At 30.9% G+C, this 26453-nt stretch carries 15 protein-coding genes and 1 tRNA gene; 4 read left to right on the forward strand and 12 right to left on the reverse strand.

Annotation, left to right across the window (positions count from 1 at the left end; genetic code table 11):
- Positions 1 to 190 precede the first annotated feature (190 nt).
- Positions 191 to 3919 carry a hypothetical protein gene (locus HY951_16240; protein ID MBI5541611.1) on the reverse strand — a complete coding sequence of 1243 codons (3729 nt, stop codon included), beginning with the start codon at positions 3917 to 3919 and terminating at the stop codon, positions 191 to 193.
- A 59-nt stretch (positions 3920 to 3978) separates the two neighbouring features.
- Here HY951_16240 and HY951_16245 point away from each other — a divergent pair, with 59 nt between their 5' ends.
- Entirely contained in the window at positions 3979 to 4806 is an 828-nt protein-coding gene (locus HY951_16245; protein MBI5541612.1) for a universal stress protein, read from the forward strand.
- A gap of 56 nt (positions 4807 to 4862) precedes the next feature.
- Here the strand turns inward: HY951_16245 and selB are convergent, their stop codons facing one another.
- The 5 genes from selB to HY951_16270 form a co-directional block, all read right to left on the reverse strand.
- Positions 4863 to 6791 (reverse strand): selenocysteine-specific translation elongation factor, encoded by a 1929-nt coding sequence (selB, locus tag HY951_16250; protein ID MBI5541613.1) that lies wholly within the window; start codon positions 6789 to 6791, stop codon positions 4863 to 4865.
- Positions 6792 to 6802: 11 nt separating this feature from the next.
- On the reverse strand, positions 6803 to 8218 hold the full coding sequence (gene selA, locus HY951_16255; protein ID MBI5541614.1) for an L-seryl-tRNA(Sec) selenium transferase: 1416 nt from the start codon (positions 8216 to 8218) through the stop codon (positions 6803 to 6805).
- 21 nt (positions 8219 to 8239) lie between these two features.
- Positions 8240 to 8331, reverse strand: a tRNA-Sec gene (locus HY951_16260).
- A gap of 111 nt (positions 8332 to 8442) precedes the next feature.
- Positions 8443 to 11502: a PKD domain-containing protein gene (locus HY951_16265; GenBank protein ID MBI5541615.1), complete on the reverse strand. Its 3060-nt coding sequence runs from the start codon at positions 11500 to 11502 to the stop codon at positions 8443 to 8445.
- Between the two features lie 111 nt (positions 11503 to 11613).
- Positions 11614 to 11763 (reverse strand): hypothetical protein, encoded by a 150-nt coding sequence (locus HY951_16270; GenBank protein ID MBI5541616.1) that lies wholly within the window; start codon positions 11761 to 11763, stop codon positions 11614 to 11616.
- Between the two features lie 587 nt (positions 11764 to 12350).
- Here HY951_16270 and HY951_16275 point away from each other — a divergent pair.
- The 3 genes from HY951_16275 (at position 12351) to HY951_16285 (ending at position 18791) form a co-directional block, all read left to right on the forward strand.
- Complete coding sequence (locus tag HY951_16275) at positions 12351 to 14918, forward strand: adenosylcobalamin-dependent ribonucleoside-diphosphate reductase (GenBank protein MBI5541617.1); 2568 nt, start codon at positions 12351 to 12353, stop codon at positions 14916 to 14918.
- 512 nt (positions 14919 to 15430) lie between these two features.
- Positions 15431 to 16969, forward strand: coding sequence for a hypothetical protein (locus tag HY951_16280; GenBank protein ID MBI5541618.1), 1539 nt, complete (start codon positions 15431 to 15433; stop codon positions 16967 to 16969).
- Between the two features lie 232 nt (positions 16970 to 17201).
- Entirely contained in the window at positions 17202 to 18791 is a 1590-nt protein-coding gene (locus HY951_16285; GenBank protein MBI5541619.1) for a hypothetical protein, read from the forward strand.
- 4 nt (positions 18792 to 18795) lie between these two features.
- Here HY951_16285 and HY951_16290 read toward each other — a convergent pair whose 3' ends face one another.
- From HY951_16290 to HY951_16315, 6 genes are all read right to left on the reverse strand, one after another.
- The gene (locus HY951_16290; protein MBI5541620.1) at positions 18796 to 19572 is read right to left on the reverse strand and encodes a hypothetical protein; all 777 of its coding nucleotides are present in this window, start codon (positions 19570 to 19572) and stop codon (positions 18796 to 18798) included.
- Entirely contained in the window at positions 19573 to 20352 is a 780-nt protein-coding gene (locus HY951_16295; protein MBI5541621.1) for a hypothetical protein, read from the reverse strand. It abuts the gene before it with no gap.
- Positions 20349 to 22604: a M48 family metalloprotease gene (locus tag HY951_16300; GenBank protein ID MBI5541622.1), complete on the reverse strand. Its 2256-nt coding sequence runs from the start codon at positions 22602 to 22604 to the stop codon at positions 20349 to 20351. Before HY951_16300 ends, HY951_16295 begins: the two co-directional genes overlap by 4 nt.
- Before the next feature lie 205 nt (positions 22605 to 22809).
- Positions 22810 to 24000 (reverse strand): glycine C-acetyltransferase, encoded by a 1191-nt coding sequence (gene kbl, locus HY951_16305; GenBank protein MBI5541623.1) that lies wholly within the window; start codon positions 23998 to 24000, stop codon positions 22810 to 22812.
- Positions 24001 to 24180: 180 nt separating this feature from the next.
- Entirely contained in the window at positions 24181 to 25413 is a 1233-nt protein-coding gene (locus HY951_16310) for a 6-phosphofructokinase (protein MBI5541624.1), read from the reverse strand.
- Positions 25414 to 25500: 87 nt separating this feature from the next.
- Positions 25501 to 26448 (reverse strand): GNAT family N-acetyltransferase, encoded by a 948-nt coding sequence (locus HY951_16315; protein MBI5541625.1) that lies wholly within the window; start codon positions 26446 to 26448, stop codon positions 25501 to 25503.
- Positions 26449 to 26453 lie beyond the last annotated feature (5 nt).

Consider the following 26453-nt stretch of genomic DNA (forward strand, 5'->3'; position numbering starts at 1 on the left):
TTAAAATGGCAGCTTTTTTTATTTCATATTCAAATCTTTCGACTAACAAGTTAGAAATTACTTTTTAATTCATTTGGCATATAATAAAATAAATATTGTAACCATTTAATACAAATTAGCAGAGGCAGAAAAGTTCTTCACTAAGTTTCGAAAGAAAATAACAACTGAATTTGAACAAAAAAACATTAAGTTACACCAAGGTATTCAAGTCATCTAGCTGCATATTTTTGTTTATGTTACGCATTGTTTTTGCAGTCTCAGTGAAGTATTGATGGTTTCTGATAAATTCATATTGTAGCTTATTCCACTCATCAATTGAACGTATTTTACCGCGCTCATATAATTCTCTGAATAAATTCTGAGATACAGGAATAAAATCTGCACGCCCCAAGTAATCGAGGTCAGCATCACAAAGTATTTTTTCTAATTTAGTGCGAGGAGAAGGTGGAAATTTTGTAGCAAAAATCATTTCAGAAATTGTTTGTATCTGTTGTTCTGAATAATGATGGTGTGGCAAAATTTCCTTTGCCATTTTTATACTTAACAATTCATGATCGTCATAACCAATTAAAAATCCGGTATCGTGAAATAACGCTGCTGTTTTTAACAATAACATTTCATCACGAGTTATTCCTTCACCCAGCCCAAAAATCTCAACCTGAACCATCACATCTATTGTATGTTTCAAATTATGATAGTATAGGTCTTTTGGCAACCCCAAATCAAGCTTTGTCATTATAATCTCTTCAAGGTCGTCAAACCTTATAAATTGCATTTTGTTAAAAAACTTTTCATTTGGTTTTATCCCCTCACCATTCTCAGATAGTTCGGGCTTAATACCTCTAACAAAATACATATCAATTTCCCCTTTATATTTTACAGGTAATTTACCACGATACTCACAATCAAAATAATCTTTTACAAGATCATAAGTAATTTCAGAAATATTAATCTCGCCGGCCTTACCTGAAGATTCCATTCTACTAGCAATATTTACAGTATCTCCCCAAATATCGTATGAGAATTTTTTACTTCCCACTACTCCTGCTATTACTGGCCCTGTATGAATTCCAATTCTAATATCCCACTCATTTTCCGACTCAACCCTTAATATTTTCATAAACTGCTGCATTTCAATTGCAGCCATAATTACATCAATTGGATTAGTTCTGTTTTTTTGAGGAATACCACCAGCACACATGTATGCATCACCAATTGTTTTAATTTTCTCGATGTTAAGTTTCTCAACAACAATATCAAATTGCAAAAAGAATTTATCTAATTCGTCAAGGAGTTTTTCAGGATTCATATGCTCGGCAATCATTGTAAAGCCCTGCACATCGCTAAACAACACAGTAACCATTTTATATTTTTTTCTGGTTGCATGTCCCTTCGAAGCTAATTCCTCAGCAGTATCCTTTGGTAAAATATTTGCAATTAATTCTTCTGCACGTTCCTTTTGCTTAACAAGTTCCTCTGTTCTTTCTGCAAGAAGGTGTTCAAGTTTAAATTTTTCCTGAGCAAACAAATAAGCTCTCCATTTTAACAACATAATAATAAAGCTAGCTAACAATACAACATAAATTAACATTGCATACCATGTACGCCATAGTGGAGGCATTATAACAAAGTGATAACTGGCTTCTTTAGATACATTATTATATATATTTTTGGCCCTTACATGAAATACATATTCCCCTTCTGATAAATTAGTATATTCCTTAATATGACTTTTTTCCCACTCAGACCAATCTTTATCAAAATTTTCTAAATAATACTGATAATAAATATCTTCTGGACTCTCATAAAATGGAGCTGAGAATTGAAATACTATATGATTATAACGATAATTAAACTTAGGAATAATTGTATCATTATTAATTCCTACTAAAGAAGATGAACCAAAATCTACCAACGAATCTGTACCAATTGTTATTTGCCTTAACAAAGTATGCATTGCAGAAGTATCATTATTATAATATTTGGTATCAAATCTAATCAAGCCATCAAAACTACCAAACCATACTACGTTGTTATTATCAGGAAAAATTGATTCAATAGTAAAATCTTTAATTTTTTTAAAAGGTATTGTAACAAGTGTATATTTTCTTCCAAATCCATTATAATAAGCTAAAGCAGTTTCTTTAGAATATACCCCTTCAACACCTGTACTAAGCCATAGATTTTTATTTGCATCTTCTGTTACGGGAAACACCCATCTGTTACCATTTTTAAAATCAAAACCAATTAAAGTGTCTAAATAAAATCTATCAGTTTCTTTGTTATAACGATATATACCTCTCTGAGTTGAGAACAAAGTTCCCATAGAGGTAGAATAAACATCCAGCCAATTATAATCCTTAGGTAAACCGTGTCCTTCTTTATAAGAAACAAAGCTTGCGGTATTACTCCAGCCATTTGTTAAATTTACTTTAAAAGTTCCATAATAATCTGTTCCTAACCATAAACTACCATCAACCTCTTCTGCAATTGTTCTTACCTGATCATTTAACTTTGCAAGTTTTCCAAGCTCTGACCATTTTCCATTCTTAAAACTCAATGCCGACAATCCATTTGCTTTCCCTAAATAAATAATTTCGGGATACTTTTTTGAGCGAACGATTGCTTCCAGCTGACCTTCAGATATTTTCTTTGCGATATCATCATTTATAAGATAAATCCCATCTGTTGCAGATACCAGCAATCCTTCTTCCATAGGGAAAAAACGATTACAGTCAGAGTTTAAATTTTTAACAGAAATAAATTTTTCAGAAGCAAAATTTATTTTATTAAAATTATCATCAATATGAGTTTTAAGATAATAAACACCCTGTGATGTTGCAATATAAATTTTTCCCTTAAATCTGCAAATTGATGAGATTCCTCCATGTACACCCGTATTTCTGTTAAAATAAGTAAAAGCAGAAGGCACCTCAGTCCTGCATATCCCATTATTTAAACTTAACCACAAATTGTTACGACTATCAATATACATATCATGTACATAATCGTTAAACAAGCCATTTTTCTCGTTTAAACCTGTTATATATTTTCCATTCTTATCAATTACAACAAACCCACCTCTTATAGTTCCAACTGCATAAAACCCATCAAGGACAGGTATTGCACAGGTAAATACATTAAGCTCTATAAAAGAATCAATATCTGTAACAAATGGCTGAATATTTCCTTTTAAGCTTAAAATTTTAAACCCTCTTTCGGTAGTTTTAATAAGTAAATCTTTGTTGTAAGCTAAAATACCTAAAACAGATTTACTAGAAAACACTTCACTACCTTCAATTTTTTGCATTTTTAAATTATCATATCTATAAATCCCACCCGGTTGTCGTGAGATAAGAATCTTATTATTAACTTTAAAAATATTTATCTCAACTGCAGAACTATCAATCATTTTTAAAGATATATTATCCCATAAGTAAAGTCTTGATCCGGCAACAAATAACACATTTTGGTTTTGAGTAAGAATTTTTGAAATCTGACCTATGTTCCGATTCTTTAAAGGAATCTTATTTAATAAACTTATAAATTCATTTTTATTTTGCTTATTTCGATTTAAATATCCAAAGCTATTATATCCACCTATATAAACTCTGCCATTTATATCTGAGGCTAAATTTGGCAGACCATTCTGAGGAATCATACGCCAAGAATTGCCATCGTATTCAAGTATACCGCTTAAGTTTCCAACATATAAAATTCCTTCCTTGTCTTCAGTAATTGAAAAATTCTGACTTTCATATCCATAGCTTTTAGGAGGAAAATTCTGAGCAAATGGAATTCCCATCTCATTCTCCTGAGCAGATAAAAACACATTAACTAACAGCAATACAATTACTAAACAGATTTTTGTAAGTTTTAAATAAAAATTTTTAACTTTGCTATCTTTAAGTAATTTCATATACGAACAAACTAGAAATTTAATTTCGTTGTAAACATAAAAAAAATACGACAATTATTATGGAAAAAGGAAAAAAAACAATTTTGGTTCCCTGGGATTTTACAGAAGTTGCCGAAAATGCTCTTTTACATGCTGTGCGTTTGGTTAAAACTATTAACGCATCAATAACCTTAGTACATATTGCTAACAACCAAAGAGATGCGGCGGTAATACTTCCAAAGATTGAAGAAATTACAAAAGATGCATCTTTAAAATATAACCTTGAAATTAAGGGTATTGTAAAAGAAGGAAATATCTTTTCTACAATTAAAGAATGTGCAGAAGAACTGGAAGCTACATTTGTTGTTATGGGAACCCATGGAATTAAAGGAATGCAAAAACTTACCGGAAGCTGGGCTTTAAAGGTAATTGCAAACTCTTCTATTCCATTTATTGTTGTTCAGGGACCACCTGAACATGAAGCATTTGCTAAAATGGTTTTACCAATTGACTTTAGTCAGGAAAATAAAGAAAAATTGCGTTGGGCTGTATATATTTCACTTTATTTCAAGACCAAAATGTATCTGTTTATCCCTCATGTAACTGACGAAGTATTACTTAGAAAAACCAAAGCAAATTTATCATTTGCAAGAAATTATCTTGATGAAAGAAATGTTACATATGAAATTACTGTTTCTCAGAAGAAAGGAAAATTCTCAGAACAAACTATCAGTTTTGCTACCGAAATTGATGCTGATATGGTAATGATTATGACTACAAAACAGCCAAGACTTACTGATTATGTTTTTGCTGCAGATGAACAACAGATTATTGCAAACAGCTCAAAAATTCCTGTAATGTGCGTTAATCCTCGTACAGATTTAAAAAAGCATACTGGATTTCATTGATTTATTAAAACAATTTTAACTTTATACTAAATCCGTTTCTTTCAAAAGAAGCGGATTTATTTTTTTAAATAAATCTGAACTTTTATGCCCTCCGTTTTTATAAAGATAATTTTTTGTGACTCATAAATTGAAATAAGTATTGGTGCTAGTCTTTTTGAAACACCTGTACTTTGTCTGAATTCACTTATTTCAATTCCATTTTCCTTATTTGTAAGCTCACTTAACAAATACGATTTAAATTTTAAAACAATTTCTGAATGAACATATTCATTAGAATGTAACACCAATTTATTTTTACCAGTAAGATAATGAAGATATTTCTTTAGCTTATCCTTTGTTATTTTTTTCGCAAATGCCCTTTCTTCAATCTCAGCCCATGCTGGCTTTTGAACACCAAATTTTAAAAATTCAGTCTCAAGCCAGTCAATTTCTTCTGACGTTTTTTTATCTATTATATTACTTTCACCTTTTATTATCCAGGTGCTATTTTTATTCTCAATAATTTTTTCTGAACTCATTCGTAACAATAGTCCATCTAAATAATCTTTGGCACAACTTACCTTTGATAAATTAAGCTTTCCTAATATTTCAATTGAAGACAATCCTAATTCAGACAATAAATTTTCTTTATGAAATTTTGTCAATAAATCAGTAACCTTCATTTTAAATACATTATCATATTCTTTCAAAATTAGACAACCTGTGCTGATAATATATAATTGATGATCCTGACTATTACAAATTGATAATATATCTTCTGGTTTTAAGTTTAATTTATCTGCAATTTGTTCAATTGAAAAAGGTCTAATCTCTTTTTTGATTTCTCTTAATATTAAATCTATCAAATTATTCTCTTCAGCAATACTGCTTGATAATGAGGTTAACTCTTCTATTAACTTTGTTGTCCTTTTTTTATGGTGAAGAGGAAATGCGTCAATAATAAAGCCACCACCAATTGTTTTATCTCCTGAAGAATTTCTGACTATAAATTTGTCATTTGTTAATAAATGTGCCTCCTTCTCTAAATGCAATTGAATAATCTTACTATTATTTATATTGTTATCGCTTATTATATGCATTTTTGCCTGACATTCAAAAGTTCCGGAATGAAATGTAACAACGTGCCAGTTTTTCAGTTTGAAATCCGAATCAAAAATATTTATACTTGCATCAACCATTTTTGTAATATCAAGAACCTTGTCAGAAATTAGCGAACCTCTTTTAATATCATCTTTTTTAACACCAATTAATTGTATCGCGGCCCTATCGCCAGCAGTAACAGCACTAACAGGCTTTCCATGTCTTTCGATTGATTTAGCTTTATGTTTTGAATTTCCTGGTAATAAAATAATTTCCTGACCTGCAATTAAGCTCCCGTTTAAAACCGTTCCTGTAACAACAGTTCCGATTCCTTTTACAGCAAATGTTCTGTCTATATATAGACGAAATAATTCTCCCTTTTTTCTTTCTTCAATTTTAGAGCTTAATTCTACAACACAAGTTATTAATTTATCAAGCCCTTCATTGGTAAAAGAAGAAACACCAACAATAGGAATATTTTTTAATGGAGTATTATTTAAAAATTCCATAATTTCTAATTTAGCCATATCTGCTAGTTCTTCATCAACCAAATCAATTTTAGTTAAAGCAACAATTCCTTTAGTAATTCCCAATGCAGAAATTATATTAACATGCTCAATTGTTTGTGGCATTATTCCACTATCAGCAGCAATAACAAGTAACACAAAGTCAATTCCACAAGCACCACTTACCATAGTATTTATAAAATCTTTATGTCCGGGAACATCAATTATCCCGATTGAATCTCCGTTATCAAGATTAAGATATGAAAAACCTAGGTTAATTGTTATACCTCTTATTTTTTCTTCTTTATGTGTATCGCAGTCAATATTTGTAAGCGCTTTAATAAGTGCCGTCTTGCCATGATCTACATGACCGGCTGTTCCCATTATTAAATGCTTCATGTCATTTTTTGTTATTTGTTACGAACAACTTCAACAACAATATTTGTTAATTCATTTAAATCATTCTCAAAAATTGTCAGCATATCAAAATATATAAATCCCTTTTTTAATACAGACAAAACAGGTTTTTGATGGTGTAATAATGAAGTATATATTTTTTCAGAAAAATCTGATCTTTCTTTACTGTTGCCATTAACCAAAAGTTTGACAGAGAAACTTGGTATTTCACCATTGGGTAACGTACCGCCACCGGCCTGACCAATACTTGAAACAACTTCTGATTCTATATTGTGTAGTTTTAAATCATTTGAGAATTTTTGAGCTATAGTTTTAATTTCTTCGGGTTTTCGATTAAAAACTTTAAAAACAAAATTCTTTTTTATTAATTCATTTTCATTTAAATAATATTTGCACACTGTTTCGAGTAATGCAATTGTTGTTTTACATACCCTTAAAGCCCTAAGTATAGGCTCCTTTTTAAGTTTTGCAATTAGTTTCTTTTTACCAACAATTATTCCTGCTTGCGGACCTCCAAGTAATTTATCTCCACTAAAACAGACCAAATCTACACCTAGTTTTATTGCATCTTTAACAGTTGGTTCATTCGCAAAGAGCTTGTTTGAGTTAGTTTGCAAAAGTCCTGAACCTAAATCATAAATTAAAATAACTCTACTCTTTTTCGCCAATACTACCAATTCATTTAATTGAACTTCTTTTGTAAACCCTGTTATCTGATAATTTGATTTATGAGCTTTAAAAATAACAGCAGTATTATCATTTATTGCTTTTTTGTAATCATCAATATTTGTTTTGTTAGTAGTTCCTACTTCTACCATTTTGCAATCAGAGGCTGCCATAATATCAGGAATCCTGAATGATCCGCCAATTTCGATTAATTCTCCCCTTGAAACAATAACTTCTTTTTCCTTTGCAAAAGTTTTAAGCAATAATAAAACTGCAGCCGCATTATTATTTACAATTATTGCATCTTCAGCTCCTGTTATGTATTTAAGTAATTCTGTTGCATGGTCATTTCTATTTCCTCTTGAGCCGTTTTGTAAATTAAATTCTAAATTGTTATAACCTTTTAAAACTTCAAAGGAATCATTAATTAGATCTTCGCTAAACGGCGCTCTTCCAAGATTAGTATGAATAATTATACCGGTTGCATTTATAACTTTTTTAAGACTTTTATTGTAATTTGTTATAATATTTTTTTTGATACAAATTACTATCTCATCCACTTCAGGAAATTGCTTTTCATTAATAATTTCTGTTCTAAAATATTTTAATGTACTTCTGACCGAAAACAAAACCAGTTTCCGGCCATACTCATTAACCAAATCTTTTATCTCTGGTAAATTTATTAATTTATCTACCGAAGGCAGGTTCTTAAGTTCAGAGCTTTTATTACAAATTTTTGTCAAAATATATTTCTTAATAAATTGCAGAGAGGGCAGGAATCGAACCTGCCACAGCCGGTTTTATCCGTCTGCTGCCGGTGTTGAAGACCGGATGACACACCAGTACCTTCCTCTCTGTTTTTAAAAACATTCAATTATACTAAAAAATAACGGATTATGAAAATCCTGGAAATAAAAAAATCGCATAATTATTATTTTATGCGATTTAAATACCTTTAATAAAATTTTTATCTTATTAATGTAACTGAGCCTGTTTTCTCATGAGAAATTCCATTTGTGTCTTTATAATTTACAAGCCATGTATAAACTCCTATTGGTGCAATTGATCCACCTTTTACTTTGCCTTCCCATGAATATTGGCTTGGATTCTCAGGATTAAACATTGTTGTTTCAAAAATTACCTCGCCCCATCTGTCATATACAAATAAATGAAAATCTTTATCGCTGATATTTGAGCCAGTTATATAAAACACCTCATTTGCTCCATCATTATCAGGCGTAATTGCATTAGGCGCATAAAAAGTATATTCTTTAATTATCGAAATAGTGTAAACTGCAGTGTCACGACAACCATTCTCAGATTCAACAATTAAAGTTGTGTTATAATCACCAACAGCCGGGAAACTATGATAAGGACTTTTTGCAATTGATGAATCGCCATCTCCAAAAATCCAGTAGTTATTCAGATTTAATTCTGACATATTGTTATAATGAATCATAGGTTTTAATATACTAGCCATTGCTGGATTCGGAACAAAGGATGCAGTAGGCTTTGGATAAACCTGAATTAGATTTACCAAAGTAACTGTATTCTTACAACCTAAAGAGTCTATAACTGTTAATGAAACATTAAACAAACCATCGTTAGTAAATTCATGCTGCGGGTTTGAAAGATATGACAAAGCATTATTCTGATCATCTCCAAAATTCCATTGATATTCCTTTATATCATTATCTCCCCATGATGTAAAATTAACAATATGTGGTTCACAACCAAAAGTACTATCCGCCTGAAAATTTATAAATGGTGCAGACATTACCTGAACAGAGACCTGATCGCAAACTTGTGGGGATGAACATGCATCATTTAAACAAATTTGTATTGACTGTGATACTGGAGGATAATAATTATATGGTAATGAAATAATCTCACCACTGTTAATTGTTAATGTATAAGGAGAACCTACTCCTCCACTATAATTACCTGAAATTATTATTGGTTCACCCAAACAAATTTTAGCAGATGATGAAGTTAATTCTAATTTTAAAGAATCGTATACAAATACTGTAACATTAGCAGGGGCAGCCGGACAGTGGTTGGCGTCTGTAACTGAAACCGAATAAGAAGAAGTTTGTGTTGGTGTAACAAATATACTATTTGTTGCATTTCCATTACTCCATAAATACTGGTATGGTGCATTACCACCGGTAACCGAAGCCATTACACTTGCATTCTGATCAATGCAAATATGTGGATCAGGTGTTGTTCCTACAACAATATTATTTGGCTGAATTATTTCAAATTGTTCACTAGCTGAACACATTTTAGAATTTGTTACAGTTATAGTATATATTCCGGCAGTAAGACCCGATATATCCTGTGACGAAGGTCCATTGCTCCATGCATATGTACATGGTGGTGCATCTGTAATTTCTGACACATCAATTGATCCATCATTATATCCATAACAAGCTACATTAGAAACATTTCCTAAAACACTAACCTGAGAAAACATAACAATAATATCATCAACTGCTGTGCATAATCCATTAGAAACTGTAACATAATAGTGACCGGTAGTATTTACACTTAAAGTCTGCGCAACAGAGCCATCACTCCACAAATAAGTTAATCCCGGATTTCCTGCATCTATAATATAAGGATCAGTTGAGTTGCAAAATACTTTATCTGCACCTAAATTAACAACAGGCGCAACAATTGCTGTTAAAGCAACTGATGTATCCCAAACACATCCAACTGCATCAACAATTGTATAAGTATAATCATATACTCCTGCTGTTGGCGGATTAACTGTTAAATTTGTTGGCGTTTGATTTATTATATGAGGACCATTTGTCCAGCCTTGTGTTGCAATGGGGATAGTATATTCCCATATACTCGGAGAAATTAACGGATTAAATTCTATCTCCCATGAAAAAATATAACCATTATCAATTGCCCAGTTATCTGAAACATTAATTGACCAAAGTCCATTTAACGGACAACCAACTAAACCGGCAAAACTTTCGAATGGAGCATATTCGCCAGCAGGTAATGGTGTTTGAGCAGGAACTGAAGCAGATTCAGCGACCATTGTTCCCAATATAGGAGTAGGGCTCCAACAATATGTAAATCCAACACCCTGTCCCAATAATTCATCATCAAGAGCATTTCCCAAAAATACTCCACCACCACCAGGGTATTCTTTTAATACTATTGATTGTCCATTCGGGCACATTAATGAAATTTCAAGGTCTCCAAGAAATGAATGTTCCATATTGGCGCAAATACCAACAATATCCCATGCATTATCTAAAGTTTGCCCGGGAGCAAAACAATTAAATGTAACACCTGTAGTATATGAGACACCGGTTCCGTCAGGTAAAAATGTTGTGTCGTTTACACCTAAACTCACATCAATAACTTCGTGATATGGATCTCCGATAATAGAAGCATCCGGTGTGCCGGTTCCTGCAAAAATTAAATCTACAGTATCGTTAGCACAAATAGTTGGCGGTACAATAATTTCCTGAAATGGATTTCCAGCAGTTATTACTCTTGTATCAATACTATTAGTACTTGTGCATCCGTGAATATCTGTAATCTCTAAATATACTGTGTATCCTCCAGGTTGAGCATAAGTATGATCAACAACAGGTCCTATAGCTGTACCACCATCGCCAAAATACCAGTTATAAACTGAAGTATTATCGCTTTGATTATAAACTAAATTATTTTGCGGATAAGTTGAATATCCAACAAAATGAATTGCTGAACCCGGACAAATTGCAATATATCCCGTGTCAGGACTTGGACTTGTAAGCATAGTGTTAAGATTTGCAAGAACTTCCTGACAAACCTGATGACAGCTAATAGTAGCAGACCATCCATTACTTTCTGAAGAACCATCAGAAATAAAACGAACGGTTATACAACCAGATGTATTTGTAAGCGATGCACGAATTGGCATTAAATCCAAAACAGGAACAGAATTATCATTATATTTTCCAATTAAAGGTGCACTTGTATTCGCACCATCATATATATATAATGTATCAGAAGGCATAATATCAGTATATGCAAAATACAACTGAATATGAGTATTCAGTACATCATTCGAACAGAATGTGACTGTATAATCCTGGCTTGACGAATAGGCATTCGCCGGAGGTTGGCCTCAGCAATTGTGGGCATGCCCACCGTCATCATTAAACTCTCCTGCACATGTCGAAATGGTCATTCCAGCTACTTCATTAATATTATAAACCTGTGCTTTTACAAGTCCAAAAATTAAAAGAAGAGGTATAAAGCAAAGTAATCTTTTCATATTTTTCTAATTAACTATATAAAGACGTAAAATATTTGTTTTAGTTGCCTTATAAGCCAATAATTTAAATTCATAATTATGAAAACATACAACAAATTTCATAGATCTGATATTCCGTTAATTAGATCTAATTTTTTATTTTACTTTTTTAAAACTTTTAAAACTCAAAACAAAAAATAATTCTCAAAACTTTTATATAAAATTATCGCTATAATTTTTTATCTTGAAAAACAATTTAAATCTTATAATATCTTATTATGTGTTTTTGTTTCATTGCGATACCAAAATTACCTACTTCCAAACCATATTTTTAACAATCTGTTGTTAAAAAATCATTAAGCCTATGAATACATGCCTAATAACTCTGTTAGTTTTTTTTACAAAGAATTTCAAACATTATATAACTATCATTATATCTTTAACTTAAACCATATTGTTTTTATTGTTAATAATCATGTTGAAAAGTAGATTGGTAAAAAGAGTCGGAGTGATATATATTGCAATACTCAAATCAGAATATGATTTGTGCTATTAACCAATAAGTTACACATTCAAAGAAAACCAAACAACAAATGTTTGTAGAAGAAATGTCAGTTAAACAAAAGACTTCCAGCGAAGTAAATCAAATCACTTACGAGTTTGATGAATCTTTCCAATCAGCACTTGAATATTTCAGGGGCGATGAACTTGCTGCAAAAGTATGGGCAAATAAATATGCCCTGAAAGATTCATACGGGAAAATATATGAAAAAAATCCCGACGAAATGCATTGGAGAATTGCTCGTGAGATTGCACGCATTGAAAAAAAATATCCAAACCCATTAAGCGTTGAAGAGGTATACGAATTATTGCGTGACTTTAAATACATAGTTCCACAAGGTAGTCCAATGACTGGAATTGGAAATCATTTTCAGATTGCATCACTTTCAAACTGCTTTGTTATCGGACTAGACGGACCAAGCGATTCATACGGTGGTATCATGAAAATTGACGAAGAACAGGTTCAATTAATGAAACGCCGCGGTGGTGTAGGTCATGATTTAAGCCATATTCGTCCTGGTGGTAGTCCTGTATTAAACAGTGCGCTTTCTTCAACTGGTTTAGTTCCATTTATGGAACGTTATAGTAACTCTACCCGCGAAGTAGCTCAGGACGGTCGTCGTGGAGCTCTTATGCTTAGCGTTTCTATAAAACATCCTGATGCAGAAAATTTCATAAACGCAAAACTTGAGCAGGGAAAAGTTACAGGTGCTAATGTATCTGTAAAAATAGATGACGAGTTTATGATGGCTGTTATTGAAAGTAAAACATATACACAACAATATCCTGTAGAAAGCAAAAATCCTACAACAACTAAAGAAATTGATGCCCGTTCATTATGGAAAAAAATTATTCATAATGCCTGGAAATCTGCAGAACCAGGTGTGTTATTCTGGGATACAATTATTCGCGAATCGGTTCCTGACAGTTATGCTGACTTAGGTTTTAAAACTGTTTCAACCAATCCTTGTGGTGAGATTCCATTATGTCCTTATGATAGCTGCAGATTGTTAGCAATTAATCTTTATGGCTACGTCGAAAAACCATTTACAAAGGAAGCTAAATTTAATTTCGATTTATTTAAGAAACACGTTCACCATGCACAACGCATAATGGACGATATTATAGATCTTGAATTAGAAAAAGTTGAAGCTATTCTTAATAAAGTAAACTCAGATCCTGAGATTGACGAAACAAAAAGAGTTGAATCACAACTTTGGGAAAAAATTAAAATTAAAGCACTGGAAGGTCGTCGTACAGGTATTGGCATAACCGCAGAAGGCGATATGCTTGCCGGACTTAATATGCGCTATGGTAGTGATGAAGCAATAGATTTTTCTGTTGAAGTTCATAAAACACTTGCTATTGAAGCATACCGTTCATCAGTATCTTGTGCAAAAGAACGCGGAGCATTTGAAATTTACGATACCGAACGTGAAAAAAATAATCCGTTCATTCAACGTATCAAAGAAGCTGATCCTGAATTGTACAAGGACATGGCAAAACACGGTCGCCGTAACATTGCACTATTAACTATTGCTCCAACCGGAACAACAAGTTTAATGACTCAAACAACTTCAGGAATTGAGCCGGTATTCCGTCCAGTTTACAGACGTCGTCGTAAAGTAAATCCTAATGATAAAGATGTAAAAGTTAATTTTACTGACGAAATTGGCGATCACTGGGAAGAATACAATGTATTTCACCATAAATTTGTTACCTGGCTTGAGATGAATGGTTACGAATTGTTTGAAGTTATGAAATACAATGAAGAAGAACTTGAAGAACTTGTTAAAAAATCGCCATATTACATGGCAACTTCAAATGATGTTGACTGGCTTGCAAAAGTTCGTATGCAGGGAAGAATTCAAAAATGGGTTGACCATTCAATCAGCGTAACAGTAAACCTTCCGGAAGATGCAAACGAAGATTTAGTTGCAAACGTTTACCTTACTGGTTGGGAAAGTGGGTGTAAAGGTTTAACAGTATACCGTGAAGGTTCACGTTCAGGCGTACTTATTTCAACAGATAAAAAGAAAGGCAATCAACCCGACACATTACCATTTGAAGTAAAAAAACGTCCTACAGTTTTATCAGCTGATGTTGTTCGTTTTAATAACAATAATGAAAAGTGGATTGCATTTATCGGAATTTTAGATGGATTACCATACGAAATCTTTACTGGTATTATTGATGATGATGTATTACACATTCCAACTCCTATTAACAAAGGGATTATCATAAAAAATAAAGACGATCAGGGAAATACCCGTTACGATTTTCAGTATATTGACAAACACGGCTACCGTACTACATTTGAAGGACTATCAAGAATGTTTGACAAACAATACTGGAATTATGCTAAACTTATTTCCGGTGTGTTACGATATGGAATGCCTATTACCGACGTTATAAATCTTGTTGGTTCGTTGCAATTAGACGATGCTAACATTAACACATGGAAAACCGGTGTAGAGCGTGCGATTAAAAAATATATTCCTAATGGTGCAAAACCAAAAACAGGAACACAATGTCCAAATTGCGGTCAACACGATTTAGTTTATATGGAAGGTTGCTTAACCTGCAACTCCTGCGGATATTCTAAATGCGGATAGAAAACAATAAAAAAGCCAGGCATTGAATAGTACCCGGCTCTAAGGAAAAAGTTCCTTTTGTTTCTAGACAATTCAAAAGTAATACTTTCCTTTTACCAAACCAAATAATTTTTATGAACAACTGGTTTGGACTATTCCTGAGAGAATCTACTCTGAAGATAGATTCAGTTATGGTTAATAATTTTTAAAAGAAAGTATTTATGATACAATTTCGTTTAAAAAATGGCCAATTGGAAAAATTAATTTTTTGCCCTTACATTGTTGTAAAAGGTAAAATAGTTTATCCAAAAAAAGCGAAATATTTTCGTTTTTGGGTTAAAGTAACAGAAAAAGCAGCTTAAACTAAGTTTTAAGTTTCTTAAAGGGTTCTTAGGAACCCTTTTTTTATTTAAAAAATTGCTAATCTAACAAATTGATTTATTTTTATATAATTATTGACAAAGTAAAATAATTATTTATCATTATGTATTCCTAGAAGTCAAATTAATAATAAGTACACGAAAAACTATTTTATGAAAACGTCTTTATTCTTTTTAATTCTGTTTTCTATTTCTGCACTAATAGTTAAAAGCCAGCAAAAACCTATTATTGAATTAAGTAAGCCATATCCCATTATTAGTTGTAAAAATAAACAATATGTAAGAAATGAAGATAACATCTTGGCAATAAAAAATAACAACATTCAGTTATGGGGAATAGAAAAACTTAACCTGCTAAAAAATGAAAAATATGAATTGCCTGATGGAGCACAGATTGAAGAACTTTGCGAAATAAATGATCAATACGCTATATTTTATTCAGTTTGGGATAAAATAAATGAAACAGAACTTCTGTATTATAAAATCATTAACATTGAAAATGGCAACATTAATAAAGAAGGCAAACTTATTTTAAAAGTAAATGGCAGAGTTTCCCATAATTTTAACTTTCAAAAAATATGCAAAGGATCAAAAATACTTATACAATACAGATTGAACCCAGTTGAAAAAAGAGACGAATTTAATTATGATATTATTGGTTTCTGCATTGTTGACAATAATTTAGACGTTGCATATAAAAAACAAGTCAAAATGCCATATACAGAGAAAAAAATGGACATGCTTGACTATTACGGTGATAATCTTAACAACATATACATTCTTGCAAAAGTTTTCCACAATAACACAACAAAAAATGTTGACGATTTGGGATTAATCAACTATCATCTTGAATTATTAAAGCTAGAAACTGAAGATGAATCAATTTCTAAAATACAAATAAAATTAGAAGAAAAATCTTTAGGTAGTTTATTTATTTATGAAATCGAATCGGGTGACATAAAATGTTGTGGATACACTTTTAGTGGTAAAAGAGCAGATAATGTTGATGGAATAATTCTGTTTAAGATTGACAAAAACGGGTTAGTTTATGATATAAATCAATTTCAGATACCAGCAGGAATTATTGAACAAAATGAAGATTATTATGATCCCTTTGTAAGTGAAGAAGAAGAAAAGAGTGAAAAAATGAAAGAGCTTCAACTAAGGCAAATAATAATTCAAAAAGATGGCAGTATAATAATTATTGGCGAACAATATTATATTGAAACAAAAATATCAGTTGGATACCAGTATTCAAATGTGCAGATCATATACCATTTTAATAGCATTTTGGTAACAAAAATTGACAACTCTGGTCAACTTGCCTGGATGAAGAAACTACCAAAACAGCAAAAGGGAATGACAGGCATGAGTGGAATGTCTTATAAATATATGGAAGGGGAAGATTGTCATTACTTCTTATATATAGATAATGTTAAAAACATGCAATTAGACACTGATGAATCTGCAAAACAACACATAAACGGAATGGGGGGATATTTAACTGCCTACAAACTTAATGATGCAACTGGTGAAGCTTCTAAATTTTCAATATTAAATACAAAAAATGTAAACGGAATAGAAATTTTCCAATTCTCGATTAACAGGCTTATTCCTATTTCTCTTCACTCATTTGTTTTTGAAGTTTATAAAAAACAAAAAGAGGATATACTTATTAAGGTTACATTATAGCATATTTTTAAATAAAATAACAACTTGCATATAATTATCATCTGAACGTTATTAACAAATATTTTATATCCTCATCCAATATTATTGTTATGTTTTATAACATATTTTATGACTGGTAATTAAAATCAAAATATAAAAAACAACTAATTATTTGTGCATTATATAACAATTTAATACTTTTGGTAAAAGAAAACCTATTCCAAAAAATTATACAAACTAAAAAATTATTTTTATGAAGAACATTTTTATTACATTTTTATTCGTTTGCATTAGTTTTACTATTGCATTTTCTCAACAAAAAGCCAAGATTGAAATAAGTAAACCCTACCCTGTAGTGGATGCTAAAACAAAAATCTACTTGAGAAATGATGAAAACATTTTAGCACTTAAAGATAACACAGTACAACTTCTTGGAATTGACAAAATGAACCTTGCAAAAATTTCTGAGTTTTCATTACCAAAAGGAGCTGAATTCGAAGAAATATGTGAGTTTGATGGAAAACATATTTTATTTTACTCATTGTGGGATAAACAAAATGAAACCGAACAACTTTTTTATAAAGAAATAAATATTGAAAAAGGAAATATTAATGATGAAGGGAAACTATTATTTAAAGTAAAAGGGAAAATAACCGGATTGCTTTTGGCTGGAGGGTTTTACAGCTATAGAGTAGTAAATAAATTTAATTTTCAGTATTCATTTGCTGACTCTAAACTAATGATTCAATACAGATTGAAACCAGAAGAAAGAAAAGATGAGCTAAATTATGATGTTATCGGCTTTTATGTTTTAGGAAAAGGAATGGAAAAAGCATGGAGCAAAGAAATTAAAATGCCTTATACAGAAAAGAAAATGGATAATCTAGACTATTCTGTAGATGCACAAGGTAACGCATATATCTTAGCTAAAATTTTTGATGATAATACCACAAAGAATAAAACTAAAGACGATAAACCAAACTATCATTTAGAATTACTCAGAATAGAAAAAGAAAATGGAACAATAACAAAAACTCCGATTTCTATGGCGGGTAAATTCATTAGTAAACTCTGGATATATGAAAGCACCGAAGATTATATGATCTGTACCGGATTTACAAATAAAGGAATTGATGTTGACGATGCCGATGGAATTACATTATTTAAAATTTCTAAAGATGGAGCTATCTCAGATATGAAAAACTATCCTATTCCATTAGATATTTTAAATCAATATGTAAGTGAAAAAACAAAAAAGAGAAATGAAAAGAAAGAAAAAGATGATAAAGCTGAATTTCAGGAGCTTGAATTAAGACAATTAAGGGTTCAGGCCGATGGTAGCATTATTATTGTTGGCGAACAACATTATATTGTAGCGCATACATCTTATTCTAACGGAAGATCATACACATATTATACATACCACTATAATGATATGCTTATAACAAAAATAGATAAATCAGGTGAATTGGCATGGATGAAAAAACTTCCAAAAAGACAGACAGGAAAAGCCGGTATTGGTGGAATGTCTTACAGCTATATGCTTGGTGATGGTTGCCATTATTTAATGTTTTTGGATAATGTTAAAAATATGGATTTAACAATTAATGATTTTCCTGATGGTCATACTGATGGTGCCGGAGGTTTTTTAACAGCATACAAAGTTAATGATAGCGATGGAAAAGTTTCTAAAATCTCAATACTTGATACCAGAAATGTAAAAGATGATTTAGAAATATTCCAGTTTGCAGTTAACAGAATTATTCCAATTTCACTTAACTCATTTATTTTTGAGTCTTATAAAAAGAAAAAGGAAGATATTTTAATAAAAGTTACTTTCTAATTTTTTAGAAAAGCAATAGTCCTACACCCAAGTGTAAATTATATAAAAGATTCTGCCCATGCCATTGATGAGCAGAATCTTTTAGTATCTCACTTGCTCTGTCGTTATATTCACCCTTTAAAGCATTTTTAATTGGAATTAAATTTAGCCTAAACCCAACAGTTATTCCACTACTAATTACAACTCTTTCCCAGAAAATACGATTCTTTCCAAATGTTACTGCAAAACCAAGAGTATTATAAATTTCTTTTGCACCACCAGATTCTGTATACAATCTACTATGAGTATTCATTGACTTAATCTTGTAATTTGAATATAAAAACTCAAATTTGTAATATTCTCCCAATGGAGCAATATTTTCCCGTTTAAAATATTTGGCATATAAACCTACAGTAACTCCTGATAATTTTGCATTATTAATAATAGAATAGCCAATTATATTACTATTAATAGGATCTACCACTTCATAAGAATCACCAAAATACATTGTCTGATCTATTAAACTTAAACTTACACCTCTTGATTTAGTTTTTGTTAAAATATAATCAGCTGTAATTGACCCAATATAGTTTAAGTTTGCATTTGTTTCTTCGTAATAATAATCATCTTCAAGAATGCCACCATTAATTAAATTATATACATTAGGACCTGTAAGCTGTTCGTATGATAATGTAAACCTTTTTCCCAAATAACCCGAGGGTTGAGCAAATAAATAATTGCTATTTGTTAATAATAAAATTAGTATTAATTGTATAATGTTATATTTTATATATCTTCTCATTTAAAAAAGTAAAATTCCTACACCTAAATGTAAATTATAAAAAAGATTTTGTCCGTGCCAGAAACCAACCGCCTTTTTTAATTCATTATCTGCATAATAGCTTTCACCAGCAAAGGTAGAAATAAATGGGGTTGAGAAAAAGTTCAATCTTGCTCCCAAAGTTATACCTGCACTTAAAACTACTTTATCCCAAAATATTCTGTTTTTACCATATGTTACGGCAAATCCGAATGTTGAAATAGGATCAAACTTAGCTTTACTTTGCTTATATATTTCTGCTTTTTTATCAATTGATTTAACCATAACATTTGAATAGATCAATTCAAATTTATAATACTCTCCCAAAGGTGCTACCTGCTGCTTTTTAAAATACTTTACATAAGCTCCAACATTAAAGCCTGAAAGTTTTGCATTATTAACAAAGAACACTTGTGTTGCATTACCATATACAGTGTCCATATTATAATCATCAAAATACATTGTTTGGTCAATCGGCCCAATACTTATCCCTCTTGATTTTGTTTTTCCAACAACATAATCAATAGTTAATGCACCATTAAAATTAAAATTAGCATTGGCTTCAGAAACAGATGTTTTATTAGAAGCTCCCTGATAATTATAACTTCTATTATGAAGATTTGTTAGTCCAACTATATTTAAATAATTAGGACCAGCAAGAGCTTCAAAGGAAACAGTAAACCTTTTACCCAAATATCCTGCAGGTTGTGAAAATGTCACAAAAGATATTAATAAGAATAAACTTAAAATTATAACTCTCATTTTGTCTTTTGTTTAGATTTTATTTCGAATAAGAAGTTATATAAAACTGCATTAATATAATCATCCGATTTAACACATTGAATATTTGACGTCTGACTATAAACGAGTTTGTTTTTTGAAACATCGTAAATAATAATATTAAAACTATTATTGTTATATGATTTTATTAATTCAGAAAAGCCTAATGGTATTCCGAATAAAGAAATTGAATATTTTAGAAATTTTCCAAATCTTGCATAGCCTCTTGTAGGACTAACATCTAATACCATCCAGGCAAAATAATTGGTATTATGTTTTTGAGCTAACTCTTTCATTTTATATGAAAAGCAATTATAAAAACTTGTGTCATTATGAGCACTTTGTTCGTACATCCAATTAGAAAGTAATGCTTCATCATTAAACAAATTAATATCGTTTTCTGTAAATACTTTATTATCCAATATCTCTACTGATAAACCTAATTTATCAGAATAATGTTTAATCTTTTCAAAAATTAATGCTTCCTGCTTTTCAGAGGTTAAAAAATCTAATTCATTTTTACCATTTTCCTTCTTTGAAATTAATATATATGGATTTACAAAAACTATTTTATCAACACCTAGTTTTTTTCCAAATCTCAATTCTCTTTTAGTAGGTTGCTCACTTTTATAAGAAATAATTGTTTCTGAAGATTCAGCATCTTTTATCTTATTATACTCTTTTTTATATTTATCAAAATCGGCAACAAATTTTTCGTCTTTTATTATATCCGAAAGAGCATAATTGTAATTTGATGAAGTTGGATTAGCTGCAATTTGTTTTTTTCTTTTATATTTTATTTTCTCGTATTTATCCAATTTTGCAATCTCCGCATCTGTTAAGGTATCTGCAGTATTTTCAGTACTTGCAATTATTTCATTTCGTAAATAAAAACTATCAGGTAACAATTTGTTAACAAATACAAGTTCTTTTAGCATATCGTCGGCTAAAGGAGCAAAATCTTTATTATTAGGATAAATGTTTTTATGTTGCCATAAATATGATATTGCTAATACATTTAACTCTTTCTTTGAAATCTCATTAAAAAAGTAAACTAAATTATATTTGCTACCTTCAGTATATTTTGGTTTAATATGTGCTGTACTGTAATTTCCATTATTCTTATATTTACATAAACCGTAAATACCTTTACCAATAATTGATTCCAGATATTCATTATTAAAACTATCCTTTTTCATTATAGCAAATGCAGTATAAATTGCATCTTCATAATTTAAGTTTGTTAAATAAATATTACATAACTCATACCTTGCAATCTGCCTGATGTTATTAAATTTTTCTTTTGAGAATGCAGAAAAACTTTTTCCTTTCTTTTCTGGCAATTTATCAAAAGTGCTATTTATTAGCTCTCTTCTTTTTTTAATGTTAGGATGTGTACTTTCTGAATCATCATAACCTTCAATTGCTGTAATTGGCTTTAGCTCTGAAGGAGTATAACTATCAGGAAATTTATACAATTCTGTTTCAAAATATTTCTTATCAAAATCAATTTCTTCAATAGGCAAATAAGAATATAACAAAACATCAAATACATCTCTTACATCTTCATTTGAATAATCAGATTTACTATAAATATCTTCTAAACCTTTTGTATCAGCCTCCGACTCGTTTTCGTGACTATATTTAAAAATAGCAGATAGTTTTACTGTCTTGGTTGATTTGGAATACTCACCCTCTCCTTTTATTATCTCCTGATTCTCTAAATAAGTTTCAATATTATGATTGTTTTTAAAATGAATAATTTCATGAGAGAGTATCCACGCAAGCTGTGCTTCAGACTGAAGTTGAGAAAGCAATCCAACAGTAACAAAAATAATTCCCTTGTCTGTTGCAAAAGCATTTACCTCTGATGATTTAATGGTATAAAAGCGCAGTTGCTTTCGCAATTCGGGTTCTTTAATTAATAAGTGATCAGCAACACTGTTTATATAATTTGTTAAGCTATCATTAAATATTACAAAACCTGAGTTTAATAAAAACTCAATATAAAAATTACTTTGTAACAAAAATTTCTTTCTTAGCATTATCCTCGAAGAACTCTCACTTCTGTCAATTTTCTTCTCTTCATCTAAATATTTAACTGAAGATAATTGTATAAAATCCTGAGGTATTTTTCCAACAGACTGCAATGGTTTAAAATTATCAATTCTCTGACAAATACCCGATAATAATGTAACAAAGCATACTATTAAAGTAAAAATTATTTTAATCATTGTTTTTAGATATAAATTTAAAAGCAATCTGAATTATATTAATCAACTAATTTATTCAAATATAAATAATTTTATTTTAATGACATAAAAAAAACACCCTATATTTTTTAGAGTGTTTTTTATTATAAAATGAATATAAATAAACTATTTTTTCCTGCTCAGCTGAGGCTGTAACTCCTATGTGTTTATTTACAACAAGTATATCTTATTTAATAACTCCCAATTCTTTTCCAACCTTTGTAAATGCTGCAAGGCATTTATCTAAATGCTCTACTTCATGAGCAGCTGAAAGCTGTACGCGAATTCTTGCTTTTCCTTTTGCAACAACAGGAAAATAAAATCCTATAACATAAATACCCTCTTCTAAAAGTTTAGCAGCAAACTCCTGAGAAAGTTTTGCATCATATAACATAACAGCTATAATTGCAGATTGTGTAGGTTTACAATCGAAACCAGCTTTCTGCATTTTTTCTCCAAAATATTTCACATTGAAATGAAGTTTATCCTGAAGCTGAGATGTTGAATTCATCATATCTACCATTGCAATACCTGCAGCAGCAACAGCAGGAGGAATAGAATTTGAAAATAAATACGGACGTGAGCGTTGTCTTAACATGTCTATTATTTCCTGACGACCTGTGGTAAATCCACCAATTGCTCCGCCAAATGCTTTGCCTAATGTTCCGGTAAAAATATCAACTTTACCACGGCAATTAAATTCTTCGGTAACACCACGCCCTGTTTTTCCAACCACACCTGCAGAATGTGATTCATCAACCATTATAAGTGCGTTGTATTTTTCGGCAAGAACTACAATTTTATCAAGTGGAGCTACATTTCCGTCCATCGAGAAAACACCGTCTGTAACAATCACACGGAAACGTTGAGCCTGTGCAAGCTGAAGTTGTTTTTCAAGATCAGCCAAATCAGCATTCTCATATCTGTATCTAACAGCTTTACAAAGACGAACACCATCAATAATTGAAGCATGGTTTAATGAATCAGAAATAATAGCATCTTCTTCTCCAAAAAGAGGTTCAAAAACTCCACCGTTTGCATCAAAACAAGCTGCATATAAAATAGTATCATCTGTTCCAAAAAATTCTGCAATCTTTTTCTCTAATGTTTTATGAATATCAGAAGTTCCGCAGATAAACCTTACAGACGACATTCCATATCCATGGCTATCTAATGCTTTTTTTGCTGCTTCTATTAGCACTTTGTTATTTGATAAACCTAAATAGTTGTTTGCACAAAAATTTAATACTGTTTTGCCAGTACTTATTTTTATTTCTGCACCTTGTGGACCAACAAGAATTCTTTCGTTTTTATATAAACCAGCTTCTTTAATCTGATCTAATTCCTTTTGTAAAAATGCCTGATAATTATTGTACATATTATTATATTTTAAGGTTTTCTTAATAACAAAGTAAATTATTTATAATTTCATAAAACAAAGCGAAACTCATGTTATTACAAGAGTCATCCTGAGGGCTTGCACTAAGTCTGACGAAGTACTCTCGAAGGATGACAATTCCTCACTCTTCGAGAACCTCAGAGTGACATTCTATTTAAATTAATACATTGGTTTTACTTTAGGGAAATTATAATCAAATCTTATTGATTTTGGTTTATCAATAAAATAAGATAAAAAGTCCATATACTTTTCATTGAAATGGTATTCTTCTTTATCAAAATAATCGAATGGTAATGGTTGATTACCAATTTTTCCCATATCAATTGTATCCATATGATATTCTTCTATTTCCTGGAAAGTAGATAATTTTGACATTACAGGCATTCTTCCATAATCCTCGCGTAGTAACAAATCTACAACTTTATCAGCAAGCACTCCTACAAATTTTTTATCGTAATTTCTGCATTCTCCGGAACGAGCATAATATCCAACATTTTGTGCACGTGCCTGAATTCCAACTTTCTTTTCAATTTCACTTGCAATTACACCACTAATACCACCAAAACGAGGATGTCCGTATTCATCAACTTCACTTGAAGCATAAACAACATCTACTTTGTCTAGTTTATCTTGATACCAGCGTGTACCTTCAGAAACTGCAACAATTAAATAATTTTTCTTGGAACGCAGATATGCTTCATTAACTTTTGCAAAAAACTCTTCCTTTTTTTCTTTAGTGATTGGAATTTCTGGAATAAGAGAAATCTCTGCACCACCCATCATTGCTGCTCCTGTAAGCCAACCTGCATCTCTACCCATAACTTCTAAAACAATAATTCTGGAATGAGATTCAGCAGTTGTTGCTAATCTTGTAGTAAATTCAGCAACTCCTTTAGCTGCAGATGGGAATCCGGGACAAACAACGCCTTCAATTAAATGTCCGTTATAATTATGAATTGTTTTTGTTTTTAAATCATTGTCTATTGTTTTTGGAAAACCAATTACAGGAATACCTTCTTGTTCATATAATTTTTTAGCAGCACCATTTGTATCGTCACCACCAATAGTAACCAAAACGTCAATTTTATATCGTTTAAGATTATTCATTATTTCGCCAACGCGACTATTACCAGAACCACCGAACGGGTTAGTTCTACTGCTTCTAAGTGCAGTACCGCCATAAACGCCATCATAAGGTTGAAGACTTAAATCAACAATATCGCCATCTCCAAGTAAACCCTTCCATCCTTTTCTAATACCATATACTTTATATCCAAGAACAGAAGCACGGCTTTTAATTGCTTCAATACTTGCATTTAGTGCCGGAGTATCGCCACCACCTGTTAAAATTCCTAATGTTTTACCATCGAACAGTCTTTTTTCTAGTGCCATGAAATTATTTTTTTTAGTTATTGATTTATATTTTTGTCAAAGTTAAAATTTCTATAAATATTTTTAACGAAATCTTCTCCTAATACTTTAGATTCTGAAAACCCTGTTTGCTAATTTAAAAGTTAAAATATGGCGATCTTTTTTTACATTATAAATATCCTTTATTGTAACAATAAGACCGGTTTCTTCTACTTCGCCAAAATGAGAATTTATTGCTGTTCCAAATGTTTTCATTGTTGGCGATAAACTCATATATGAATTTATTAATGGTGGAATATTTTCACCTAAAGCCCGCACATTTTGAGACAGTATTTTATAATTTTCCTGATAATCTTTTCCGGAAAAAAATTTCTCCATTTCATCATCAGAAGTTTCAACTTTAATAGGAATTATCGGAGTAACCAGATTTTCTGTATCAGTAAAATATTTTTTTAGAAAAAACAATATCATATCACGGGCTTTACGATTAAAATCGGGATACATTGTTACTTTTCCAAAGAAAAACTTAAGATCGGGATGGATTATAGTTAAAGCACCCAAACCGTCCCAAAGATTATCCAGAGCAAACAATCCTTTTCGCCCAGCATTTGTTGACTGATAATTTGGTTGAACAAAAGATCTTCCAAGCTCAATCGTATATGGCATATATTCTTTCAAAAATTTTTCTGAGAAATTAAAAAGTGATGATGTTGAAAGTACAATTTTACCATTTGAATCAACAGGTGCTTCTTTTCCAAGAATGTATCTGTAGCCACCTAAAATTTCTTTTCTTTTTGGATCCCAAACAATAAGTTGTTGATATGACTTTTCACCATAATCACATTCGTCAGTATCAATCTCCTCTCCTGTTCCACCACCAGCATTTCTAAAAGCTAACTCTCTTAATCTGCCGATTTCTAACATTATATTAGGCGAGTTGTTAGCATTAACAGAAAATATTTGATTATTCCCATAATTCGAATGACGAATAAACTTATCCTGTGTTAATTCCGTCCTAATTAATTTTACAGAAACCGGAGGAATAATTCGTTTCATCAAGT

The organism is Bacteroidia bacterium, assembly GCA_016218155.1.
GTDB lineage: Bacteria > Bacteroidota > Bacteroidia > Bacteroidales > GWA2-32-17 > GWA2-32-17.